The organism is Mycobacterium sp. TH-M106 (assembly GCF_057473765.1).
The window spans coordinates 1-2,755 of record NZ_JBYCLE010000580.1 but is presented as its reverse complement, the minus strand read 5'-3'; the positions used below and the strand labels follow the sequence as shown (position 1 = coordinate 2,755).

The 2,755-nt window shown below is 68.1% G+C and carries 2 protein-coding genes; one reads left to right on the top strand and one right to left on the bottom strand.

Translation table 11 applies throughout. The features are described 5' to 3' along the window. Positions 1-151: 151 nt before the first annotated feature. Positions 152-1,465: a cytochrome P450 gene (locus tag AC2VOP_RS19705; RefSeq protein ID WP_486962531.1), complete on the bottom strand. Its 1,314-nt coding sequence runs from the start codon at positions 1,463-1,465 to the stop codon at positions 152-154. A gap of 73 nt (positions 1,466-1,538) precedes the next feature. On the opposite strand from AC2VOP_RS19705, the gene AC2VOP_RS19700 reads away from it, so the two are divergent. Beyond that, the gene (locus AC2VOP_RS19700; RefSeq protein ID WP_486962530.1) at positions 1,539-2,576 is read left to right on the top strand and encodes an AraC family transcriptional regulator; all 1,038 of its coding nucleotides are present in this window, start codon (positions 1,539-1,541) and stop codon (positions 2,574-2,576) included. Positions 2,577-2,755 lie beyond the last annotated feature (179 nt).

The window sequence follows — 2,755 nt, the reverse complement described above, 5'->3', positions numbered from 1 at the left end:
TGTCATCGACCGGGTGGACGGGCTGGGCAGCCGCGCCGCGCTGCTGCGCCAGCGGATGGCCGACGCGCGGCTGGCCGCCCGCGCCTACACACGCGAGTACGGCGAGGACGACCCCCAGATCGCCGGCTGGACCTGGGCGCCTACCGAGTGATCAGCCCCGCGTGACGCGCAGGGGCACCGACACCGGACCCTGCAACGACGGCGTCGTACCCCAACGGACGGGCCCGGCCAACTCCAGGCCGTCGACTTCGTCGAGCAGGCAGTCGGCGGCGGTGATCGTCTCCAGCCGCGCCAGATGTGCCCCCAGACAGAAGTGCAGGCCGTGGCCGAAAGCCAGGTGCCTGGTGGTGTCCCGGTGAATGTCGAAGCGATCGGGTTCGGGGAACTTGGCGGAGTCGCGGTTGGCCGACGCGTAGAACAGCACCGTCTTCGCACCCCTGGGGATCACCGTGTCGCCGATCGCGTAGGGGACTGTCGCGGTTCGGGTCACCCACTGGACCGGCGAGCCCCAGCGGGCCGTCTCCTCGACCGCGGCGGGAAGCAGGCTGCGGTCCGCTTTCAGCTCGGCGAACAGCGCGTGGTCCCCCGCCAGCCTGACCAGCAGCATCCCCAGCAGGTTGGTGGTCGTCTCGTTGCCCGCCACCAGCAGGATCAGCGCGTACATGAACGCTTCGTCGTTGGTGAGCTCGCCCGCGCTCGTGGCTGCGCGCAGCCGGCTCAGCAGGTCGTCGGCGGGTTCGCCGTCGCGGCGTCGCATTTCGGCGTCGATGAAGCTGTGCATGTGCACGTAGGCGGGCACGATCGACGCCATCAAACGCGCGACCTCGGGCACCGAACGGGGAGCGAACATCTGCGCGAATTTGTCCGAAACCGCGCGAAATGCCGGCCACCGATCCTGCGGAACGCCGAGAATTCGGGCTATCACGTTGATCGGCATCGGGATGGTCAGGCCGTCCACGACGTCCACGACGTCACCGCTGGTCAGCTTCGCGATCGACTCGGCGGCCAGTGCGCGGATGTCCGTCGTGAAGCTCTGGACAGCGCGTTTGCTGAACATCGGCGCGGTGATGCGTCGCAGACGGGTGTGTTCGGGTGGGTCGGCGAGCAGCACGACGCTGGACACGAACGATCGGAGCATGACGCCGTCTTTCGACGAGAACGCGACATTGTCGCGGACCGCGGTGTGCACGTCGTCGTAGCGTCCGATCATCCAGACCCCCAGCCGCTCATTGACCACGACGGGATGCTCCCGGATTCGCTCGTAATCGGGATAGGGGTCGGCGATGTGCGGCGCCAGCGTGGGGTCGAGCGTCGTGCGCGGCACGGACGCCGGGGCGGAACTCGACCGTGGACGACGCAGATCGCGGTAGGCACCGGTCGCGACCGGCCGCAAAAGGCTGATCGCGGAGCTGCGCGCCGCCGAGAAAATGGCTCGGGGTGGCGGACTGAGGAGATCGGTGGGCATGCTGATGAAGCTAAGGACGCACCGCGACGACCGGAATGATGGTTTCAGACACACATTTGATATTTTCAGACACATGCGCGCCGTCGACCCGTCGGTCTGGGACACAGCACAGTCCTCGGCGACTGCCCGGCACGTCCTGGAGACCGCCCGCCAGCACGGGCTCGACGAGCCGACGTGCCTGTCCGGTACCGGGTTGACCGTCGGGGACCTGGCGGATCCCACCACCGAGGTCTACGTCAGCCAAGAGCTGACCATGATCCGGAACCTCATCGGGCGACTTGGTGATCAACCCGGGCTCGGCATGGAGACCGGTACGCGCTACCAGTTCGCCGATATCGGCATCCTCGGTTTCGCCTTGATGGCCAGCCCGACCTTCGGCGACGCGATCGACGTCGCGTGCCGGTACGTCGCGCTGACCGCCACGTACCTGAACCTGGCCGGCCCCGAGGTGGGTCAGACCGAGGCAGTCGTGGCTTTCGACGACGTGCAGGTTCCGCGCGATGTACGCCGGTTCCTCCTCGAACGCGATTTCGCGATCATGCTGCGAATCCTGCCCCTGCTCCTCGGCGTCGGCCATGCGCCGATCACGGTCCGAGTCGAGTTTGCCGATCTGCCGTTGCCGACCGACCTGGTGGAGATCGAAAACCTGACCGTCGTCGTCGAGGAAACCTCACGCAATGTCCTGGCCATCCCGGCGGACCTGATCAACCAGCCGATGCCCGCGGCCGATCCGCAGACCGCGGCGATCTGCATTCGTCAGTGTGAGGAGCTTTTGGATCGGCGGCGCACCCGGCGCGGGATCTCGGCGGCGATCCGCACCCGCCTGATCCAGGACTCGGCAGAGATCCCCGCCATGGCCACCGTCGCGAAGGAACTCTACGTCACCGAACGCACGCTGCATCGCCGGCTGGCGTCCGAGGGCACCAGCTACCGCGCGCTGGTCGACGAGGTCCGCGCGACCTTGGCCGCCGAGCTGCTGAACTCCGGTCTCAGTGTCGAGGAAACCGCACGCCGGCTCGGGTACTCGGAGACCGCGGCGTTCACCCGCGCGCACACCCGCTGGAACGGCTGCCCGCCCGGGCGGGCAAGAACCAGCCGGGCCGCGCCGTAGGGCCGCCGGCGCTCACCCGTCGCGCGACTGCGCCGCCTGCCGGTAAAATCGTCCGATGCATGACTTCACCGCCGGCGGGGAGGCGCACCCGCTGCTGTCCCAGCTTGCGGCGCTGCACCGGTTGCGAATCCATCTCGACGTCGCGGTCGTCGTCGCGGTGCTCGTGGCCACCAACCTGA